Annotated in this window: 4 protein-coding genes; all 4 read right to left on the minus strand. The window is 56.6% G+C overall.

Annotation, left to right across the window (positions count from 1 at the left end; genetic code table 11):
• Positions 1-48: 48 nt before the first annotated feature.
• Positions 49-453: a hypothetical protein gene (locus CGZ80_RS22885; protein ID WP_094418004.1), complete on the minus strand. Its 405-nt coding sequence runs from the start codon at positions 451-453 to the stop codon at positions 49-51.
• Positions 454-581: 128 nt separating this feature from the next.
• Positions 582-4883, minus strand: a complete 4302-nt coding sequence (locus CGZ80_RS22890) for a cadherin-like domain-containing protein (protein WP_158222822.1) — start codon at positions 4881-4883, stop codon at positions 582-584.
• A gap of 261 nt (positions 4884-5144) precedes the next feature.
• Positions 5145-7829 (minus strand): dockerin type I domain-containing protein, encoded by a 2685-nt coding sequence (locus CGZ80_RS22895; protein ID WP_094418006.1) that lies wholly within the window; start codon positions 7827-7829, stop codon positions 5145-5147.
• A 253-nt stretch (positions 7830-8082) separates the two neighbouring features.
• Entirely contained in the window at positions 8083-21288 is a 13206-nt protein-coding gene (locus CGZ80_RS22900) for a GEVED domain-containing protein (protein ID WP_094418007.1), read from the minus strand.
• Positions 21289-21292: the final 4 nt, after the last annotated feature.

Here is a 21292-nt window from a genome sequence, read left to right on the forward strand (position 1 = left end):
AACTTCACATGTCCATGTTAGCGGGCTGTCGACAGGCAGGCAAAGAGATCAGCTTGCTTCATGAATCTGCAGTTCGATTTCGCTGGCAAGGTGTCTAACGATTTCATCGGGTTGGCTCGAATCGGGAACGCTGAAAACCAGCAGCAGCGTGTTGGATGGTTGCAGGAGATGCTGGATTTCGAGGCAAAGCGATTCGCTATCCTCTGATTCCGAATCCCAAACCGCTTGATCGTTTAGCAGAACACGAGCGGTAGAAGGGGGAGTCGGGCAGATGGACAAGACGACGGTCGAATTCGGTGTCAAACCGGTTGGACAGTTAAATCGACGTTGGTAGTGAACGTCGCCGCCGGTTTCAATTGGCTCGGTCAACGTGTCAGGGGCATCCGTTCGAATTGCTTGGGCGATATCGTTGGTCCAGCGAACCCAGGGGCGGCGCAAACGAATGATGTGCATCAGAACGATTCGATGGGAGCAAAATGAAAACCGCCGGTGATTAAACCACCGGCGGCTATGAGATTGATTTAGTTGTAACGCAATCGGTTTCGAATCGTCAGGCGTCGATAACTTTCCAGGGCGGCACCTTAGAAGGTTTCCAGGATCGCATCGATCGCGTCGCGGTATTCATCGAACTCTGCGTGCAGCAAGTCATCGCTGGTTTGGACGAAGTTGAAGTCCTGCATCATTCCAAAGAAGCGAACGCCCTTGCCATCGCTGGTAACGACGAACTGGTCTGCCTCGAGGCGAGCCGTCTTCACTGCTCCGGCGCTGTCGATGATGGTAAGCAATGCTGCGTCACGGGCTTGGTTCAATGCGACTTGTGCATACTCGGCATCGAATTCACCGCTGGCGATGAACATCGCTTGTGATCCATCGTCGGCCATCTGAACTGAGCCACCTGAAACGCCGGTGATGTCGCTACCGGTGTTGATGATGTTCGCATCCAGATAGGTTTTGGCCAGCAGGTCCACACGTTGCTGTGCACCTTGCAAGCCGATCGCATTCAGGACTGGACCTGACTCGTCTTCACCACCCGCTGGGCTGATGACGATTTGGGCGCGGCGGCTGCCTGTGTAAAGAACCGATGACGGAACATCGTATTCGACCACGTAGGTTCCTGGCTCAAGTCCGGTGAAGGAGTATTCGCCGTCGTTGTTGGTGTACACGGCTGCGATTTGAGTTTCACCGCTGTCGGTGACTTGGTACAGGTGAATTTTTACACCGCCTAGGGCACGCTCGTCTTCGTCTCGGACGCCATTACGGATCGGTGTCGCGTTGTTGTTGGCAACCGCTTCGGGGTTTTCCAGGTGGTCAATAAACAGTTGGCCCGAGATCGTCGATGGAATGAATTGTGGTTCATCTTCACCGATGATGGTCACGGTTGCGGTTTGGTCGACCGTGTTGCCTTGGTCGTCGGTAATCGTGTAGCTGACAACGATGACTTCCGTTTCACCGGTGTCCAGATCGTTGTATTCCGATGGTGTAACCACCAAACGGTTGTTGGCCGCATCGATGGTGACACCCTTGGCATCGCCACTGGTGATTGACGCGTTGATCACGCTCAGCGGATCGCTGTCCGGATCCGATGCACCAGCCAGCAGGTCGACGGTACCGTTGTTGTCGTCTTCGTTGAACGAGATAGTGATCGGGCCGGTGACCGTTGGGATGCCTTCATCGCGGCCTTCGATCGTAACGGTCGCCGTTTGGCTAACCGGTGCGGTTCCGTCGGTGACTTGGTAAGTGAAGGTGATCACTGCGGATTCGCCCGCGTTCAAACTACCGTAAACGGTCGGATCGATCGTCAGGTTTGCACCCGAGCGAGTGATTCCGCTATCGTCGCCAGAGACCGTAACGTTTGTAATCGAGAGCGTGTCGTTGGTATCCGGATCGGATGCACCGTCAAGCAGCGACGCCGTCTGCGTTCCCTGGTCTTCGTTGTAAGTAAACGACAACGCATTTCCGACAACCGGAGCGTCGTTGACGCCGGTGATCGTGATCGTTGCGGTTTGGGCAGCCGAACCCGAGTTTCCGTCAACGACGTTGTAGCTCACGACAACAATTTCTGACTCGCCCGCGGCAAGTCCGTTGTAGTAAGACGGGTCGAACGTCAGTGTGTTGCTGTTGACGACATTAAACGGAGTCGAGTCACCACTGACGGTTGTGAAGTTAGCAACCGATAGCGTGTCGGTGGTGTCGGGGTCGGTCGCACCAGCCAGCAAATCGATCGAGGTCGCCGCATCGTCTTCGGTGACGGTCGACGTGATTGCCGCGCCGACCGAGGGAGCGTCGTTGACGCCGGTGATGGTGACGGTCGCGGACTGGGCAGTGGTTCCGCCGTTCCCGTCAACAAGGTTGTAAGTGTAGACGATGACTTCGGATTCGCCGGCTGCCAACGCGTTGTACACCGACGGGTCGATCGACAGGGTTGAACCGTTGACGGTGATGCCACTATCGTCGCCCGAAGCGAGGTTCAAGCTATCGATCGATACGGTGTCACCTTGGTCGGCGTCAGACGCACCTGACAGAAGGTCAAGGCTGGTGCTGTTATCGTCTTCGGTGGCAGTCAGGGTCAGAGGACCGTTGACCGTCGGGGCGTCGTTGGCACCGTTGATCGTGATCGTCGCCGATTGTGCAACGGTACCGCCTTCGCCATCGACGATGTTGTAGTTATAGATGATCGTTTCGGTCTGGCCTGCGGGCAGCGAGTTATAGGCTGCTGGTGAAACGGACAGGCTGTTGCCGTTCACCGTGATTCCGCTGGCGTCACCGCTGACGACCGACAGGCCGCTTACCGAGAGCACGTCACCGGTATCGGGATCCGAAGCACCGGTGAGAAGGTCGACCGTGGCATCGGCGTCGTCTTCGCTGAATGTCCGGGTGACCGGGCCTGAGACGACAGGATTTTGGTTCGGCGTGTCGCCGTTGATCGTGATCGCGACGCTGGTGTTGACCGTTCCGCCGTTTCCGTCGGTGACTTGGTAGTTGTAGGTCACCGTAACGCTTTCGCCGTCATTCAGAGCGGCATAGGCCGAAGGGTCGACAACGATTTGGTTGTTCGTGTCATCGACCGTGATTCCCGAGTCGTCATCGGAGCCTGATTGAACAATGCTGATCGCGTCCAATGTGTCGCCATCGACATCCGACGCGTTTTGCAGCAGGTCGATTGTGAACGATGAAGCGTTCTCGCTACGTGATTCTGAAATTGGACCAGAAACGACGGGAGCATCGTTAACGCCATTGATTGTCAGCGTCAGTGTTTGTGCAACCGTTCCGCCATTTCCGTCACTGATCGTATAAGTACCAACCAAGACAACGTTCTCGCCGACCTTTAGCGAGTTGTACGCAGAAGGAGTCAGGTCAACCGAGTTGCCGTTCAGCGTCGCGCCGGAGGTGTCACCACCGGAGAAGCTGAAGTTCGTCACCGACAATGTGTCGCCATCGGGGTCGCTTGCCCCGGCGAGCAGGTCGATGCTACGGGCCGCGTCGTCTTCGGTCGCCGTTTCGACCAAAGGCGTTGTCGTCAACGTCGGCGGGTTGTTGATCGTGGCTCCAGTGCTGATGGTGACTCGCGAGCCTTCGCCAAGGCTGATCATGTCTGCCGTCACCGCCGCGTCTTCGCCGTAAAGCGTCAGCGAGTCAGTGTTCTCACCAGGATTGATATCGATGATCAGCGGGTTGGAATCCGAAACCGGCTGGCTAAGAAACACTTCGATACGGAACGCGTCGAACGGTTCGATCAACTGGCCGTTGTCATCTGCGTCGCGTACACCGCGTTCGAGAATATCGCCGACACCGCCGATTGCCGAGAAACCGGTGGCGGCGTCAAAGACACCGTCGTTAAGGAAATCGTAGAAGTCATCGCCGCCGTTTAGCGTGCGGCTGCTCGTGTCCAGGTTGAATTCGATCGCGTCACTGTTCGGGGTGACTCCGTCTGCCAGGAAGGGCGCGAATTCAGTGAAGTTGAGCGGGACTGTGTTGTCGAAGTTAGACGTGAAGATCAGGTTGGGAACATTGACGTTGCCCAATTCTTCCGCCTTGAACACGACTTGGAATCCGAGATCTAAGCCGTCTTCACCTCTAAGGAACGAGGGCTCTTCGATTTCGAAGTCACCGGCTTCATAACCAAAGGTATCGATCAATGCCGCTTGAAGGGCGGTGCGGAATCCGCCTTGGATTTGAGCCAGGGAGACATCGACGGACGCCGAAGTGCCTTCCATCTCGATTGTCAGGAAGCCCGACGAGCTGTCTCGAATCGCTTTGTCAATGACGATCCGCTGACCTTCACGCAAGACCGGTTGCAAGATACCACCCTGACTGACCCCGATGTCAGGATAGAGCGAAAAGACTCCGGTGTCGTCGCCAAAACCACGAAGGTCGGCATAAGACACTTCTAGAAAGAACGAGTTTTCGATCCCGGTTCCAACGGTGACCACGCCGTTGTTTTGCGGAAGCAAGTTGTCGTCGCGATCACGCGCGTTAAGGAACAGTTCGACCAGTGACGTCATCTGTTCGCCGCGGGCAACCGCGTTGATGACCATCAACGCGTCGCTTGGCGTGACGGCACCGTCGTTATTGACGTCTACTTTGCGACCGTCAAAAGGGCTGACCCCTGAATCGACCGACTCACCGAGCGCCCCGCTGCGGTTGGCTGCGATGTAGTTGATGACCATCAACGCATCGCTGGGTGAAATGTTGCGGTCTTGGTTGACGTCTACTGCGCTCCAATGGTTGTGGGCTTCGTTGAAGTCAGCGGCCAGCAACTGCCGCTGCTCAAGAGCTTGAGAAGTCAAACGTCGCTGATTGCTCACGCGACTGGTGCGACGCTTGATGGATCGTTCCGCACTCTGGGCTTTCTGACGGCGGAGCAACTGACGCAGGCTTTTCATCTGGAAATCCGGAGAGATGAAGTAGAACGTATTAGCCGGGGACTCGGAAATTCGGTCGCTTGGCAGGTCGGAGGAGGTCGTATTCTGTTGGCGAAGACCCCGCATTCGCTGGAAAGAGGGGCCGCAAAAATTAGCCAAGCTGAATATTGGCCCTATATTATCTCCCTCTCCTGCTTTATCAACGTTCTGGTTGTGTCGGAAATCGGACCGTAGGGCTTGGGCTTAGATGGGGGCCAACCCTAAGAGTTCCAGTTTTTCCGCTTAAAACCGTCTGCTAAGCGACAGGTCAGAGAGAGATCCCGTCGGGAACCCCTGCAAATTCCCGCAAAAAATGCCCTCAAAGTCCGTAAAAAGACTGGTTGAGGCACCTTCCGCGACATCTGCCTGCAGCAGACTATCGGACGAGGGATCACCGGCACTTGCGTCCGATGTCTGTTTGCCCGCAGAGTTCAACATTGTTGATTTTTCGGTGATATTTTGGCCGAAAAACTCACGTTGACCGTCTAAAGAATTCCAAGCATTTTCTTGCTTGGAGTGCAATGAATACAGGAAATCCGCCGTGCTAGGGTCGATTTCCTGCGTGGATTCACCTTCGCCTGAGGCGTCGGCGACCAGTTCGCCTTCCCCCTGGGCACTTTGGCGACCCAAGTAGTTGATCACCGCAAGTGCGTCGATCGGAGAGACGATGCCATCATTATTGACGTCGACGTGAAATCCTGAAGGATCCAGGCTCGTCAGCGTACGGGACCCTAGCCGTCCCAAGTCGTTGATGACAGCAAGAGCATCTCGGACGCTGACAATGCCGTCTCCGTTCACATCTGTCGGAGTCTCAGCGTTATATCTTGGGCTGTCGACACGTTTTACCGCCAAGCCGATCGACCCCATCGAAGCATCAATTTGCAGCGGAATCGCTGCCGAATCGAACTGATAAATCACATTCGACGAGTGAGTTTGGAGTTCGTATTGGCCAATCGGGAGGTTGTTGATGGGGAGAATTCCCTGGTTGGTATCCCCCCCGATGGACTGTTGGCCGAATCGGATCGCGCTGATCAGAATTTCGGTTTCGGCATGGCCTGCGACGACGACTTTTGCGATTCGCCCTTTGGGATCACTGACGACGAGCTGTCCGGATTGGCCGGCTTCGATCCAATTGCTGGTGACACGATCGATCAATTCGCCACTGCTGTCATACGCCGTGACGCGGGCATAGCTGCCGCCTTCGAAACCGTAGCCGCCGAGATCGGTCGCAACAAAGTCGATTGTCATTTCGCCGGTCGGCACAGAACTGGTCGCTTGCAATTGGCGATCGCTGCCGAAACTGTCTTTCCAAGATCCGCTATGGGTATCGAACGCTTGTAGGACTTTTCCGAAACCGGTTTCAGAGGTGGAGTCGAAGTTTCCGATGCGTCCGTCGACATCTTCACCGATTGCTGAAAGCACCCAATCACCTGACGCTTCGACAATTCCACTGTCGATCGTCGCGGCCAGGTACTCGGTGTAGTCCAGATCGCTGCCATCAGATTTTTTGAGCTCGAGTGCAACACCTGAAAGCAGCACTTCGTTTCCGTTGCGGACACCATTGGCGTCGCTATCTAGAAACGCATAAACGCCTCCGAGTCCAGAAAATGCCGGGACAAGCGTCGAAGCGGATAGAACCTCGCTGGTAATTCCTGTCGCGGTATCAATCGCACGAAACTCGAGAGTTGATTGGGATGTGACGGGCACATCCAAGTCAAAATTGACAGAGGTGTCGTCACTGGTGAGTGCGGTTTGCCAATCACCATTGTCGAGTCGGTATTGCAATTCGCGAATTCGGGCGAGAGTGATATCGCTTTGCGGACCTTCGCTGTTCTTATTGGCAAGTGTGTCGACTGCCGCGGTTCCTTGGATCGAAAACGCTTGGGACTCTTGGTCAAATGTTGCGATGGCGTCGAGTTGCAATGGAACGTCGGCGACATCGAATATCCCGTCATTGTCGCTGTCCAGCCATCCGATCATCGCCAGGGTGTCGGCGTCGGTAACGCCTTGATTGAACGCTTCGACGGATGATGCCCCGCCTCGCATGATGCTGGTTTGTTGGACCCAACCCGGGGTTGGATTGTCAGCCGCGTTGATATTTTGCGCGTTGTAGTAACCGCGTTTGTCCGTCCAACTGCCAGCTCCCGGGTATTCATCACGGGCCCAGAAAATATGTCCCATTTCGTGCGTGAACGTTGAAACCGGGCGACCGTTGGGAATCACCACGAACAGCCCGCCCGCGTAAGCAAACGCGCCGATAAAACCGCCCTGTGCGAAGTACCCGTCCGCATCATTGGATGCGTCGACGACAAAGACGGTAAACGCCCAGTCGGTCTGGTGCGTCTGGCGTTGCGAGTCATTGAACAGATGAACCGCACGCTCGATCGAAGGGGCATCGCCATAGCCCAAATCGGTCAGCCAATTGCCTACGTAGCGCTGAAAGACATTGCTAGTTCGCGAAATCGGCTCGTAACCGGTTTCGACCGGGTTTTTCGCGTAAGTATCGTCGATCACCCAGTCCAGCGTATGAACCGATGTCTGTGTCGCAAGCAGATCCGACCACCACTGAAGGCTTTGGTCGATTTTTGAAAGCGTGGCATCGATTTCCTGGGCATCCCAGTTCTCGGTATCTGGATCGATTGATCCGTCACTTTCGAAAAAGACGGGAGTGACCGTGATGGAGCCGAGCAGGAACTCACCGGTATCGATCGGAGTCGCCCCAAAAGGGACGTCTGCGGCCATCAACTGGCGTGCCTCGCAGGATTGAAAATAAAGCCGACGGGTTCGCTTCTGTAAGTTCCGACCAGCGCGTTTCATCATCCGTCCTTGAATCAGACCGCGAACGGCGGACTCGATGTCCCGCCGTGCTTTCGATCGACAGTCAGAAAACGCATTGGTTGTCGTCGGATTGGTCAGCTGTTGCTTCATCGCTGGTGTCGTTCACGGTCGGGTGTGTTGCCCTGAATGGCGAGCTCTGATGCCCCCCGTTGCGTCTTTTGCTGGAGGCAAAGTGACGGCGGGAAGTATTCGGTAGCTCGCTGTAGAGCAAATAAACGTTCACCTGGGATGCTAATCAGATGTCCGCGGAAACCGCGGAGCTGACTGGTCAATCAACTGTACACCGACGGACGAAGCCGCACTGGTTTTCTGCTTGTATCGACTTTCCCTTCTGTGTGGAAACTTATAGCGATGCGAAGAACTGGTCGAGTCCGTTTTCCTCGGTGTCGGACGAGGATGCACCGGCTTTGTCCTTGGCCAGATCATCAACAATCGAATCAAGCTCGATCACTTCAGGCAGGTCAAAGATGCTCGATGAATCGTCTGACTCCTCGGTCAACAAGGTCGTTCCGACAAGCAGTTCGTCTTCCGAATCGCTATCCGAATCGTTGTCAGTATCCAATGGCAGGAAGGCTGACTGATGCAGTAGTACGTCACCGGCAGCGGTGGTCGAACTCGCCAATACTCCAGGGGAGGACGCGAAGTACGATCCCGCGAGCCCTTCGCCTTCACCACCGGCAGCCGAATTAGTACGAGCCAAGTAGTTGATGATGGCCAAGGCGTCGGTGACCGACATCAAGCCGTTTCCGTTGACGTCAGGATAAAGCGGTGACGTGACGGGGTTGGTTTGCAAATCGACCGAGCCACTGCTGCCACCGTTACGAGCGATCGCATTGATCACTTGCAAGGCATCGATGGGGGTGACGCCACCGCTGTTGTTGACGTCGTATCGGTTCGACGGGTTGGTAAACGGGTTTGTCGAGACGAAGATTTCGTAGTCTTCGACTTCACCGTAGCCGCCTTCGCCCGTCGGCAAAACGCCGTTGGTTTCGCTCAGTCGGAATCGAGCATAGGTCGAACCGGCCAGTGCCGAAGCCGGGACAGTGATGTCCACGTTGACGGTCTGGTTGCTCTCTAGCGGAGTCCCACCAAGTCCAGTCGCGGCCGTTCCGAAACGGTAACGTTCGCTTGTTTCGAATTGGCCATTCTGGTTCCAGTCGAACCAAGCATCGACGTAAACCTGAGTTCGGCTGGCGTCTTGGTTGTTGACATTGATGCCGACAGGGAACGTGAATCCCGCTTGGAAAGACGATGGCAGTGTGATGCCATCATCACCGGTGTCCGCGTTTGGCAGTTCGGCGTCCGCATCGGCGGTGACATTGCCACCCAAGCTGAAGCCAGGGTCGACGCTGTGAATCGGGCCGCCTTGGGCCATCGTGCTGGCGTATGGAGCAGGGGCATCGCCATAGTCGTATCCTGAACCGATAAAGATCGTCAGTTCCGTACGACCATCCGCTTGGTTCGGCTGCAATTCGTTGCCGACTTGGTCTTGGACAACCAAGCGATCGACTGCGCCGAAGCCACTGACACCGCCCGTACCTTCCAGGAAGACTCGCACGTCGACGATCGAAGTGCTGACGCCGACTAGGTTTTGGCTATCGATCGCTTGTTGGATTGATTCGGCAATTTCTTCTTCCGACAAGTCGATCGCGATATCGATCGGCACGGTTGGTCCATTACCAGGCAATCCGATCTGTGTTGCGTTGGAATTGGTCACGTCGACCGAATACGTCGAGTCACCGCCCAAGAACAAGCGACCGAAACCGGCGTTCGATGGGGCCAAGCCCAAGTTCGTTCCGCCGATCGCTCGGACCAATGCGTCGACTACCTCATCGAGGCTGTCGCCTTGGTTGATCGAGACACGAACCGCGTTCTGGTTGACTAGCAATCCGTCGACATCGAACTCGAAGTCAACGATGTTGATCGAACCCAAGCTGACTTGGATCGACTGGCCGTCGAAAACATCGGCGGTGCTGGTACCTGGGATGGCTGGGATTTGGATTCCAAACCCGGTTTCTGTCCCAATTTTGCCACTGACTTGCAATGCCCCGCTGGTGCTGCTGACGGTTGACAGCGGAGTGCCGCCGACCAGTTGCAACGTTTCACCAGAAGAGCGAGCGGTGAAGGACAGCGTCGCGTTCGCATTGATCGCGTCGGCGAGCAAAGCGACAAAGTCTGCCGCGTCACCTGCGGCTGGAATCACGACTGGGATTGCCCCGCCGCCGACGGCATTGTTGGAATCGAATTCGAAGGTCCGCGTGACGTTGCCGTCATACAGATTCAGCGAGATTCCGTCAGCGGTGGTGGCGTTTAACCCGGCAAGGAAGTCGACAATCAGGCCGGTTTCGTATTCGAACACGGTCGGCTGATTCAAACTGTCGACGACGGTCAACTTCGCACCGTCTGGGTAGACGGTTCCTGCACCGGCCTGGACGATCGCATCGCTGCCATCAACCATGCGGATCAGGTAGGTCGAGTTGTCTTCCCATGATCCCGCGATCGGGGTCAGGCGAATAACGTTTGTCGACGGGTTGTAAGCGAAGCGATAGTGCGTGCCTTCAACAAGTGGCTGTCCGTTGCGGAACAAAATCAGCGAACTGGTGGAAACGCTGGAGTCTTTGATACCGGTTCCGGGAACGGTGTCCGAGGGGGCCAAACCGTCAACCAGTTGGATTTCGAAAGCGTCTGGTCGAGTGCCCAGGACGGTCGCACGTCCGGCGTCGAGTCCGATACCGGGGGCGTACGGTTGCAGCAACGTAACGCGAGGGCCTTCCATGTCGCCGCGATCGAATCCGCCACGGTCCTTGAAGATCCGTTCGCCCAAGCCGCTTGGCGGTTCGACATCTGGATCGTCAACACGGAGTTGTCCGTTGACGTCATAAATCGGAGCGAGTACCGGCGATGGCGAAATGCCAAGTGCGTTTCGAACTGTCGTCAGGCTTGCGCGATCGGGCAATGAGTCGATCGAACTGTCGATGATTCGAGAACCGGACGCAGGGGCGAAGACGAAGTTCGCCGGGTCGACGAACACCGATTCGGAGGTCGTCAAAACCTGAGCCGATTGACCCAAGCTGACACCGGTGTCGGTGTTGTTGGTGTTCTTGTAGTACGAGTTACCACCTGAGATAAACCCGCCGTTATCGCCAGTCAGCGAGATGCCGGTTTCCGCGTTGGCGATCACGTTGTTCAGCAACGTCGGTGAAGAACCGCCGCTGATGCTGATGCCCAAGCCGCCCGCCGTGTACGTGTCGACCGGAACGCTGCTGATCGCACCGATCGCGTCGATGTCTGCACCGAGAGCACTGCCGTCGGTGTCGCCTTGACGCAAGTCGGTTAAGCGAACAAACGCGAAGCGGTCGTTGGGGCCGAAACCGAACTGGTCAATATCGATTTGGTTTGTCAAACCGCCGATCGTGCCGACGTTGACGAACGATTCGCCATCCCGGCTGATTTCGACCATCACCGATTCGATCGCACCGGTTTCGAAGACGACCAAGTCACCAGCCGCGGTTCCGCCACCGGTCAAGTAATTGTCGGTGAACTGGACGGTCAATGTTCCGCCCAAGCCCAGCGAAACCGTCGACAGTCCGTCAACTGGTTCAGGACCTCGGCCCGTCGAATCGGGACGACCGAGAGCGGCTTGAGGCGTTTGGTGGGTCAACGTCGGAGGCGTGCCGCCCGCATTCGGGTCATAGTCCGCGACAACGTCGGCGAACGAAATCAAGCCTTGATCAAACAGAATCCCATTGTAGGTGTCTGAAGGCGAGCTCGTGCCGGCGATGATCGAACCACCGATGATCGTGTTATTGACGATTCGGTCGATGTTGACAGGGTCGAGAATCGTTTCGTTGAGCGAAACGTCAAGGCCTTCGATCTGAATTCCGCCAGTCCCGTTGAAGGCGACAATATTGCTTTGGACAACGACACCGGGGACGTAGTGGTCGGAGTTCAGCTCGACCAAGTTACGCGGGTAACGGACGACCGATGGCGTGTCGTTTCCGGCAACAATCGCGTTCGCGTCGTGCTGGATCGAGATACCGTATTCCGAGTTGTAAAGGAAGCGGCTGTTTTCGACCATGATGACCCCTTGGGCGGAGCGATCACGGTTGCTATCGCCACGCAAGCGGGACTGGTCTACTGCGGCCAATGCGCGGTCAGCGTTCGAGACAGTGACATCGCCAACCAAGTTGATTCGAGTGTCGATACGTTGAACCGACTGAATGTTTGCAGGCGGTGTCACGTTCGTATCAAAGCCGGTGCTTGGAACGGCTTGGACATCCATGACGTTGCGAACATCGGTCCGATTGATCGAACTGATGATGCTCTTGGCAACTTCGGTTGCGGTTTGTGGACGAAGCAGACCGGTGTCCTGATCGGTAACCTTCAGCGATACCGGAACGCGAACACGCCCAGGTGTGACTACGCCATCGAAGTCAAATTCGAAGTCGATCGTCGAGCGACCATCAGTGATCGAGAAGACTTGGCCGTCGACGAGTTCACTGGCCGGACGAGCTTCCAGTGTGATCGCATCGCTCAACCGTTCATTACTATTGAATTCACGGAATTGCAGGCCGTTGACGCTGGTGATGTACTCGCTCGCGTCACGGATTTCGACTTGGTAGGAGCCGGTGACCAAGCTGCTGCGTGGATCATCAGGTTCAGGGAAAGCGAATCGTGTGTCGGTGACGAACGAGGTATCGATTCCGGATCCGGCAGGCCGATCGTCGACGACTTGTTCGCCGCGTTCAGCCAAGCCGATGATGAAATCGTCGAGATAGATACCGTTGAAGTCGTTGTCACGCGAGCCGGCAACCGGCGTCGCACCGTACTGGTCGACATAACGCTGCGATGCGTTGATAAACGGACCTGAGTCGGACAGGTTGAAACCTGGCAAGGAAACGCGGGCGCCGTTGACCGGAATGTAATTCGGGGTGCGTTGTCCGATCGAACTCGGAACGAATCGAGTCAGCAATGCTGATCGGATCGCTTGAGCAACTTCGTTCGCGGTCATCGCCGCACGGACGTTGATCGAATTCGGCGTCGTCGAGGACACATTGCGGACGGTCAACAAGTTCGTCGAGACCGAATCCAAGTCGCTGGCGTTTCCAAACTCGATCGAGTTTTCGTCGGAAACGAAGTCATAGCTTGCACCGATATCGGGTGCCGAAGCGGCGACCATTTGTGTGATCAAGCTTGCGATTTCAGTTGCCGAAAGCGACGCCAAATCGCTGGCCAATCCCAAGTCGATCGCGATTTCGTTTGGCGTCGAATTGGCATCCAGTGGATCGGATGGGGTCGTGTCGATCGTTCGCGTGCCGTCGTCGAGCACGTAGGTTTGACCGTCGAGGACGAACTCGGCACGTGCGTTCGCATCAGCCGCGTAGGCAGCCGAGATTTCCGCTCCCGAAGGCGCGATCATCGTTGGCGGGAAGTTCACTTCGAAAACTTCGCCGCTGACACGGATGGTTTGACCTTCGACAAGGTCGGATGCCGCGACCGCTTGAATCGACGCCGAGCCGGTGTCGACGCGTCCTGCGGTGGAGAATTCGATCAGCAGACGCAAGCCTTCCATGCCGGCGAAGTCGCCCAATGGCACACGAGCTTGACGCCAAGTCGACGTGTTGTCGAACAACTGTTGTTTGTCGACGTCAATGGTGTCGTTGTACGGATACGACTTTGGCGGATCATCGAACTCGTCATCAGGCGTTGAGCTGACTGGCGAATCGTTGGAACCTGGACGACGTGTCGTGGTGTTCAAAGCGACGGCATGTTGAGTCCCATCTGGTTCGACCACGAAGACTCGCAACGCATCGGTGGATCCCCCGCCGTCAGCTTCGCTGAGGTAGGTGAAGTACAGGGTTGGTAAATCGCTCGGCGAGTAGTTTTCTAGCGAAAACTCGTTACTGAGGACTTCACCCTTTGCACCGCCAGGGAAGTTGTAAGTTTGGTTGACGCCTTGTCCGTCACGACGCGCGACGGTCGTCGGGTATTCCGTTGGGGTCGCGTAGTTCGATTGGAACAGGCCTTCATAGTTGAACGCCAACGATGTGGAGCCACCGTTATTGTTGTGACCTGCGTCGCCGGAACGGGTGTTGGTAAAGTGCCACAGGTTGTAATCCAGCGTGCTGAAATCCAAACCTTGAGCATCTTCGATGCCGGTCGAAATCATCGACCGTCCACCGGCGAAGTAAGGCACCAATTCGCCTTGCAGGTTGAAAGCGTAAATGTTGCCGCTTTCGGTGATTCCAAACAGGACGTTGGAATACAAACCGCCGTCGACGCTGTTCGGGCCTGCACGCAGTCCGGTAAACCGTTCGTTGACGCGTTGCAAGTCGGTTGCCGTTGAGACCAAGCTGCCGACTTGACGATCGCCGTTGACAATTTGTGTGCCAGAGACCAACTCGTTGGACGACACTCGGTACAAACCGCCTGCATCACTGAGGGCGTAAATGTCGTTGCCGACGATTTCAACACCGGTGATGAGACCGCCTTGGGGCAAGCCGCCAGCGACCAAGTTTCCTGTCGCGACCGAAATGTAACCGCCGCTGATCAAGACGCTGTGGTTCTGAGCGGTGGCAGTGAAGGATTCGCCGAGTGAATTGATCACGTCTGCGACTTTCTGTGAAACGACAGCCGCACTGTCACCCAATTCAATTTGGATGACTTCTGCACCTGGGGTAACACCCAAGGTTCCGCCACCGACCAGACCCGACGAATTGACGACGATCGTTGAGGCACCAGGTACGGTGAATGTCAGGCCGTCGACAGTTGCGATGATCGAGTTATCAGCGAATACATCCAAAATCGCGTCGAGAACTTCCGAACCGTCAAACGATTCGTCGACGATGATCGGGATGTTGTTGCCGCTGACACCGTTGGATCCGATTTGTCGAAGTCCGGCGCCAAAGGTCGCGAACGTTGCGTCTGGGCCGAAGGCGATTTGGTTGCCGATCAGCGTGACGTCGGCATCGGGCATATTTGCCGAAATCGCCGATGCGAGGTCAGTCGCGATTGCGGTGACAGGACGTGCCAAGCCGGTCGAATCTTCGATCACGATCGGGATCGCATTGGCGAAGTTCGGCGGAGTGCCTTGGGCAACAAATTCGAAGGTGCGGGTTCCGGTTGGAGTGGTGACGGTCAGCCGCTGGCCGACATCCAGTCCGCCATTGGGGTCCACATCCGACAACACCAATCGGCGTCCGGAATCAAATTCGAACGTCGTACCGCCCACGGTCAGCGTGTCGCCGTCGAGCACGGGGGCACCGGTGACTTGAACCGCGGCGCCGATCAGATCGAATTCGAACGCGACGGTGTCCATGCCGCTGGTGATCGAGAATCCGTCACCGTCAAACAGTTGCTGTTGGAAGTTGCCAGCCGCGTCGACATTGACAACATCGGTTACGCCCAGTTGGGTGGAGTTACCACCTGGGATCACGCTGGTGTCGATCTGTCCGACTTCACGACGGTCGGTACCGGCACCAGCCTGTGCTACGAAGCGGTTGACGAAGGGGTCGCCGTTCGTCAAGCCAGTCGAAGGATCGAATTCCCAGAGGACGTTGCGACTGTAGTCCAGTGCGGCTCCGGGAGCACGGCTGCCGACGAAGAACCCGCGTTCGATGTCAAGCAGTTCACGAATCGTGATCGCTTCGACGGTGAGACCGACATCGGAGTCCTCTTCGAGAACATCGGGATCTTCGACGTCAATCGACTCATACGTCGCGACAATCGGAGCCGTGTTCACAACGGTCGGCGTCGCGGTGCCGGTATCCAACTGAACATAGAAGAACGCGTCGTCGGCTCGCGGACGTCCGGAGAACTGCGTGTATGCGTACAGTTCGCCGTTGGCTCGGAACGCGGCGTCACGAATCGCTTCGCCACCAAAGTTGCCGACTTCGCCGTAGTCAACACCGGTAAACGGGTTGACGATGTGCAATCCGTTCGTGGTGTTGACGTACAAGAAGACGTCATCCAACGAGTAAGGCACGATCGAAGTGTTGTTGAACAAAATGCCGTTTTGCATGTTGTCGTCAGCAACACGATCGATCGCCGCAATCGGTTCTACGCGGACCAGTGGATTGGTGCTGGCCGGGTTGAAGAATTGGTCCAACGCAAGCGGAACTTGAGTCTGGTTGCTGACGGCGACGTAGTACGTGCCTTCGAGTAACTCGACCGATCCGATGAAGGGGTCTTCGGTGCCGGCACCACCACGACTGAGGTCGTCGGTGCTGCTGTTGGTACGCGATGCCGGCAGGTCTTCGGCAATGTTGCTGTCGGTACCGGTGTAGATCAAATTGCCTGCCGCGTCGAACACGTACAAAGCCATGTCGCTGCGAGCGAAATTCGATGCGTAGTCGAGGTCGATGACCGTCGACAGGTACATCGGTGATCCGTCACGTGTCAGGTCGTCATAGTTGACACTGAACGAGTACCAGTCGACGTCGGTAGCCGAGTCAATTTGGCCGGCAATCGATTTGGCCAATCGGTCACTTTGCAGCGGACCAGCTGCCGCCGACGCGTCGTTGCCAACGCTGAAGTAACCAAGCGGCTGTGCGGTCGAGGCGGTGTCGTTCGGCGCGGTCGTTTCCGCCTCGTCGCCTGTCAGCTGAGAATGCAAGGGCTGGCCGATGATCTGCAAACCGTTGGTCGCGTAACGGATGTCGGCCAAGCGAACTTGAGTACCGGCGCTCTCGTCGGTTTCACGCAAGCGAACTTGCATCGAGTACCGACCCTTCGTCAAACCTTGGTTGACCAATTGAGGGTTGATCAGAGTTGTGAAATCGCTGGCATCGCGTGTATTGCTGCTGCGGACACGAACGTGATACAGGTTTCGCGTACCCGTTTCGCCGGGCAGGCGAATTCGCATACCAGCGTCTTTGTAGTTCGACGAGTAAGTGTCTTGCAGAATCGCATCTGCGTTTTCCACAACCGGTGTCGGCGATGCCGGGATGGATGGGAACACGCCGCCAGTTGCCAATCGGAATCCTGGCACTTCGGTCGCGGTGAAGAAGTCGGGGTCAAAATGAACCTCGACGACATAGTCACCGGTGGCACTACGTGACAACGTTTGTGCGGTGACGGTACCGATTTCGTTGCCGAAGGTGCTGTTGAGAGCATTGGCAATCGCGGCCGCGGGATTGGCCAAAAACGTGTTGACGTTCACGTTCACCGTTTGGGTGCTGATGCTGGTGTCCAGTCCCAAGGTGAAGTTTCCGCTGGTCGCGTTGGCAATCGCCGCATCGAACGTGAAACGCGCCACTGGCGTACGCTGTTCGTTGACGGTCAACGCTTGTGCGGCATCGCTATCAAGCAGTGGTGAAACGTAAAGACCCGTCGATGGGTCGCGTTCGGCGGCCAGCGAATCGTTCGATGCAGCCAAGACATTGCCGTTGATATCGATCAACTCGATCACGGTGTCCAGACTGTTGCTGGTGCGGTCGATGTCCAACCACACTTCGGTGCCGCTTTCAGCGACGAACGAGTAAACGTCGATGTCGCTGCGAGTCGAAATTGCACCATCAATGATAAAACCGAGGCGACGATTTTCGTCACCCGATTGCTCATCGGGAGCGAGCTCACCGAGGAACTGTGCCTGGCCAGCGATCGCGTTATTTTCGAACACGGTCATGCGGACCGGTTCCTGCTCTGCCACGGCGACGACGTTGCGGTCGTCCGCACCTTCGCGAACCGTGATGCCGTCCCATTGCCCGGTCGAAAGCGATGCAGACGGAGGCTGGACGACGGTTGGGTCACCGGCAAGCAATTCCAAGAAGCTGGTCACACGCGATGACAACGCATTGCTGTTGACGATCCACGAATGAGCGGTGGTGACATCGTTGGCCCCATAGACCGAACCGAATACCGGGTCGGTCATCGCGGGCAAGTCGTTCAGGTCGATCACTCCGGGGACGGAGTAGGCTTGAGTGCCACCGAGGATCTGTTGTTCAAGATCGTCGTATTGATCGGCTGCCCAACCTTCATAGGTCGCGTTGATCTGGTTGGTGCCGTCGTTGGTATAGTAGCCACCGTGCGAGAAGCCGACACGAAGTGGGCCGTCGACGGTGTAAACACGGAAGTCGGCTTGGCCGGGTGTGCCAACGGTGTAGAGCACGTCGTCGTCGTTCGCTTGGATATCTTCATCCAAGTAGCTGATAACGCGAATGTCGCCCAGTGGCGCTGAACTGCTCAGGTCCAGCGTCGAGAACATCGTCGCCAAACCGTCGATGAAGTAAGTCGTTGCGACCCAGTTAACGACACCGTTGGGACCGGCGTATGAACCACGGCTTTCGACGCGGTCGTCGGCCACGAGAGTTGCCGCTTGCGTAATCGTCGTTTGGTTCAGCGGCGTAGTCGTGCCGGCAGTGGTCAAGTAAGTCGCCGACAAGAAGATAAAGTTCTGGGATACCAGTTGCTGTCCGTTCAGCGAGCTGTCGACGGTGACTTGGCTGGTGTTTACGAGGCCTGCATCGCCGATAGTCGCCGTGAAGGATCCGGTGATGGTCGCGGCAACGTCGTTGTCGATCGTCGTTCCCAAGTTGACTTCGGGGCCGGTTGGCAAGTTGCCTACCAATTGTTGGCCACCGGTCGTGTTTTCATCGCCGTCGTCATCGCCGGTGATAACACCGCTGATAACGCCATCATTGTCGGTGTCGACTTGGGCGTAACCGTCGATCGTGAATCCCGCACCGACAAAGTCATCGGAGATTGCCGTCATCACGACGGGGAAGTCCGGGTGACCGATCAGTTGCAACGAACCGCCGATGCGATCGGCGATGTCTCGGAATTGACCTTCCGCCGATAGCAGCGAACCGCCAACCACGATCCCGGCGGGATTGGTGTTTTCCTGGCCTTCCTGAGTTTCGAATTTGACAACCAGCGATCCGCGGGCGTCACTGATCAGACGCAGCCCACCGAAGATGTGCTTATTGGGGATCTCGATGGTGTCTTCGACAACGTGCACGATGTCGACGTCGTCCCAGACGCCTTCGGTGACCAATTCGCCACCGCGGATCAACATGCCGTTGATACCGTTTCGGGTCAGTGAGTTATCTTCGACGAGCGGGCCCAAGTTGCCGACGACTTCGAAGTTGTCGAGCAATCCACGGGAGCGACCGTGGTCAGAGATTTCGTTACCGTTCAGCGAGTTGACGTCGATCGTGATCGCCGCGGCGTCGTTATCGATGAAGTCGTTGTTGACAATGATCGGCGTTGAGGCACCAACGTAGACCGTACCTGGTGCATTGTCTCCACGTCCGACGCGAGTTCCGTTCAGCGAACCGCGACCGTCGGCGCTGTTTTCGATGCGGCTGTTGGTCAGTCGCAGTGTGCCCTGATGGACTTCGATCGCGTTGAATGATGCGAAGCCGCCTTCGATTCGAGTCGAACCGCCTGCACCCGCAATGACGGCGTGATCAAAGCTCGCGACCGAACCGGGCCCGATGTAGATCCCGCCCCAGTCGCCTGGGGTGAGTTCGCCACTGTTTCCACGGGCGTTGGTGTCAAACGTTCCACCGCCGCCGTAGCGTTGGTCTTCCAGGCTTGTGATGATGATCGGGTTGCCCGAGGTGCCTTCCGCGATCAGGTTCGCGCCAAATTTGGCTTCGATGCGTGCGCCGTCAACTTTGATGACGGTCGATGGATCGATGACCAAACTCGCATCCAGTCGGCTGCGAAGTGGGCTTGCGGTCGTCGGAAGATCGGCGCCGCCTTCTTCCATCCGATCAGTGTAAGTCGTGTTGCTCGCGTTTAACTTTGCGACCAGCTTGAACGTACCCGCGTTACCGGTGACTGGGTCAACCGTGGCACGGTATAGACGTCGCGAGACAACGTCACCATCCGTCGAGGTCGGCAACTGAACGAGGCGGATGCCACTGTTGTCGCTGTTGACCGTTACGGAAACGGTCTCTTCGCTTGGCGCCGATTCAAGACCGTCGCTGGTGACGCTGGTGATTCGGTAGACGTACTGTCCAGCATCAATCGCACCGCCACCAGCCACTTCACTCAGGCGAATCAAGAACGATGGTGGGGCGGCATTTTGGATGATCGCACCGCCCGGAGTCCCGTTGATGAACAGGTTTTCGGTCAGCACGTGCGGAATATCGGTGTCGTCAAATCGCGTGGTGCGAGTGATCGCTTCGAGTTCTTCGCCACTGCGCTGTTGAACGCGAATAAACAAACCGTTGATGCTGTTATCAATAACGGTGTTGCCGTGAATTTCCGGGCCGACTCGGGTGTAGTCAGGCGTGAAGCGTCCGGTGTCTTGATAGCGTGGATCGGTGAAGCGATCTTCACGGAAGGTATCCGGTGTCGCGGCAATCGCGGCGTCAGCGCTGTTGGTGATGCGTGAATTGATCACCGTCGCACGCGTCATTGCCATATCGATCGGAGACACAACGACGCTGTCGCCACCGATTGTGACCGGACCGCCGCCATAGCGAATATCGGCGAATTGAATGTGGTTGGCGAAGATGCCGGCGTCTTCGGGGTTGTTGCGAAGTTCGTCAGCGGTGTCCAAATCACCACGGAAGTCGATTCCTCCCCAGTCACCAGGGACGGCGTCGGGTACTAACCCGATCTGGTTTCCGGTACCGATCGAGTCGTCGTTGATACTGGTCAGGTAAACCGCACCGGAGATAATCGCGCCACCGGCGTCACGCGCGGGCAGTCCTCCAGGAGTGATGATGCTTGGTGTGCCCAAGATTTGCAGATTCGATCCGCTCAAGTCCACTGTTGGTGCCACACTGCCGACGCCCAATCGCGTCTTGCCAAACTTCAAAATGGCGCCCGAATCGACGATCATTTGGACGTCTGCGGGCAGTTCAAGCGAAGTGCCGTCAGCCAATGGCGAACCGTTGTTGGCCACACCGATGTTGTAGCTGAAGTTATCGCCCGGCGTTTGAAGCAAGCCGTCACGACCACCGTTGCCGATGACACGAACGGTCAGGTCCAATTCACGCAGGTAACGAGCGATCGATGCGTCGTTCAACAGGCTCGATTCCAACGTGCCGTTGAGGAACTGCTGACGCAGCGATGACATGCGGCTGACGTCAGCAAGCGCCTCGTCAATTTCGCTGTATGCGCTGGCAAGGTTCGTCGTCGTGCGGGCACGGAACTGATTGATGAAGTCTCGGTTGCTAAGCCCGCTGGAAAGACGCTGTGATCCGGTTCGTTGGACAACGTTTCCTTTGTCGACGTAGACCGTTTCCGATGGGTCGGAGGGGACAAACCAGTAATCAAAGGTTCCGCCTGGTTGGCCATCCGCATCTCCGTCAAGGGCGATCCCCTCGCGGTCGAACATATTGCTCGAGGAGGTCGGTGTGAAATCGACACGCAGTTCGTAGCTGCCTTGGCTTAGACCGCCGTAACCGGTACCGCCAATCGTTGGGTCATACGAATTGTTGCCCTTCGCCGACACACCGATCATGTAACGACCGGCGGCCAGTGATTCGATTCGGATCAGCGAGTCATTGCTGAAGTAGTCATCGTTCTGTGCGACTTCAACCCATTGGCCCGGGGTTAATTCGCGATACAAACGCAGTTGCGTGTCCAGCAAACTT

It is taken from the genome of Rhodopirellula sp. MGV, assembly GCF_002251265.1.
Lineage (GTDB): Bacteria > Planctomycetota > Planctomycetia > Pirellulales > Pirellulaceae > Stieleria > Stieleria baltica_A.